This is a genomic window from Aliterella sp. E5.1 (genome assembly GCF_057473825.1).
This window is the reverse complement of the sequence record NZ_JBYCCV010000237.1, coordinates 1-2,537: the sequence shown is the minus strand read 5'-3', so window position 1 is coordinate 2,537 and position 2,537 is coordinate 1. Positions and strand designations below refer to the sequence as shown.

Here is a 2,537-nt window from a genome sequence, read left to right as displayed (position 1 = left end):
TGGCTTCGCTGATGCAATCACCGAAGTTAGGGTTCATGGGGAGGTGACCCATGAGGAAGTTGCAAGTTCGGAGAAAACTGACAAGTCGGCGGTCAACTTAGGGGCTAATCTGGATTTAGCGGGAGGGGCCCTTTCAGTAAAATCTGACACAAGTCACAATGAGGGTAAAACGCATTTAGAACGCGTTGTGGAGTCTGGTACGCTTCGGCATCGTGTCCACTTTGGTGCTGTAGGGAAATTCTTGCGCGATATCATGCAACTTCTCCCAGCGAGTAGGATGTGGGTTCTGTTAGATGAATGGAGCGTTATTCCATCCGATCTACAACCATTCTTAGCAGACTTATTACGGAGATCAATATTTCCTATACAAAGCGTCACTGTAAAGATTGGAGCTATAGAACAACGTTCGGCATTCCATATACCTGGAAAACTCGGTGATTATATTGGCATCGAACTAGGTTCGGATGCATCTGCGGATATAAATCTCGATGACTTTATGGTTTTTGATAACGACAAGAATCGCGCAACGAACTTTTTTCGAGAACTCGTATATAAACATTTTAAATCTGTGGTAAGCGACAACATTTCTGTGCCGGAAGATGTGGAGCGATTCGTCCAGAATGCATTTACTCAAGAAAACACATTTGAAGAGTTCGTTAGGGCGTCAGAAGGTGTACCTCGAGACAGCATCAACATTCTTTCTCTAGCAGCACAGAAAGCGATTAGCAAAGCTATATCAATACAACACCTTAGAGCAGCTTCCCAAACGTGGTATCAGAGAGATAAAGAGGCTGCCGTTTCCTCAAACGTAGATGCAAGTCGGCTACTCCATTGGATAATTGATAAAGTTATAGGGCATAGAAAAGCAAGGGCTTTTTTATTAGGTAACAACGTCCGGAACGAACTTGTTGATGCTCTATTTGATTCGCGTGTACTTCATCTATTAAAACGCAACGTGTCAGCTCGTGACCAACCAGGCTTGAGGTATGATGTTTATAAGCTTGATTATGGATGCTATGTTGATCTTCTTACGACAGTTAGCGCACCTAAAGGTTTCTTGTTTGAAGAACTTGAAGATTTCGCACTGGACTCTGCCGAGAATATAGAGGTCCCTCAAGATGACTACCGTGCGATTAGACGAGCTATTCTCGAAATCGACGAGTTCCGAAACACTACGAACCTCGGATGCTAGTGGTTTGCCTTCATGCGCCATAGTTAAGAAATCAAGTAAGTGCTGTCTAGGAAAGCATTTGTTTTATACGAACAGGAGGGGAATCAAAGGATTAGCAGCTAAACTTGTTGGGAAGGACAGCCAAAAAGCATCGCGTTAGTATTTGGGGATGCCTGAGTGGAATAGCTTGAATGAGCTTTTGAGCGTCACAGACAGCTTTTGAATACACCGTGCAGCGCTTCTATCCACTAGCACTCGAAGTTACGATTATATCTTATGCCAGGCGATAGGGAAGACTCAATCACACCCAGCCTACCTAGAACCGTGCCAACGTGTTTGTCCTAGAGAGGCGGCTCGAGCCCCCGCCTTTCAGACCGTTCTCTCACAGTACCCAATCCGCTACACTATAGCCGGGAGAGAGGTTGTGCTATGCGCGCGGTCAAGCTCGAGTCGGTAGTCCCTAAGGATCGGCAACTGTCGCTCACGGTTCCGCCGGAAATTCCAGTGGGTCCGGTCGAGATCGTTATCCTTGCGAAAGAGGACGCTGACGCACAGAGCGCTTCTTTACTAGGATTTCTAGACGCACTCAAGCTGGAGCCTGCGTCCTCCCGGAGTGCTGAGGCGATGGAGTCGGCTGTGGTTGCCGAGCGCAACGCCTGGGATGAATGATCTATCTGGACAGCGGCATCGTCATCTACCTTGTCGAGAAGCATCCGGTGTTCTACCCCCTACTCGAGCAAAAGTTTCGGCAACACGTGCAGACGGGGTTTGCTATTTCACCTCTGGTGATCCTTGAATGCTTGGTCGGGCCGCTTAAACAGGGTGACGCTGTGCTGCAAGCGCGCTTCGAGCGCTTTTTCATGACCGTAACGCATTTGCCTAATGATGAGGCTGTATTTCGTGAGGCGGCCCAGCTGCGGGCTCACTTCGGCATCAAGACGCCGGACGCCTTGCATCTTTCCGTAACCAACCGTTATGACTGTACACAGTTTTGGACGAACGATGACCGCTTGATCAAGGTTTCTTCTCTGGCTATGAACGTGCTCCATATCTAAACTTCAACCGTTTGCTCCGTTTGGCCTACCCAAGGCTTAAACAACCGAAAGATGTGCCGAAACATCTGTTTTAGCGGCTGGACTCGAGCCCTTAAGCCACAGCCTCGAGGTGCCTCTGCTCAACCGAAAAGCTCGTCTACAAGCTCACCTTTATCTTTCTGGAGGTGGCTAGCGACATCACCTAGGATGCTGCTGAGCGTTCCCAAGCGCAAGGGCCTGTGGTTCGGCAAGGTGATGTGGTGCTGACTTTTGTCGGTAGTACGCGTCAACCGAATGTAACTGCCGCTTTGTCTACTCGGTGCTTAACCGTA

General features: G+C 48.5%; 3 protein-coding genes. All 3 read left to right on the top strand.

Annotated features, from left to right (window positions below; translation table 11 throughout):
• Window positions 1-1,192 (top strand): hypothetical protein (locus AC2VE5_RS25645; RefSeq protein WP_486890404.1); only part of this gene is annotated, 1,192 nt, incomplete at its 5' end.
• Between the two features lie 408 nt (window positions 1,193-1,600).
• Window positions 1,601-1,840 (top strand): hypothetical protein, encoded by a 240-nt coding sequence (locus AC2VE5_RS25640; protein WP_486890403.1) that lies wholly within the window; start codon window positions 1,601-1,603, stop codon window positions 1,838-1,840.
• Window positions 1,837-2,226, top strand: a complete 390-nt coding sequence (locus tag AC2VE5_RS25635; RefSeq protein ID WP_486890402.1) for a type II toxin-antitoxin system VapC family toxin — start codon at window positions 1,837-1,839, stop codon at window positions 2,224-2,226. The genes AC2VE5_RS25640 and AC2VE5_RS25635 overlap by 4 nt, the downstream gene beginning before the upstream one ends.
• Window positions 2,227-2,537 lie beyond the last annotated feature (311 nt).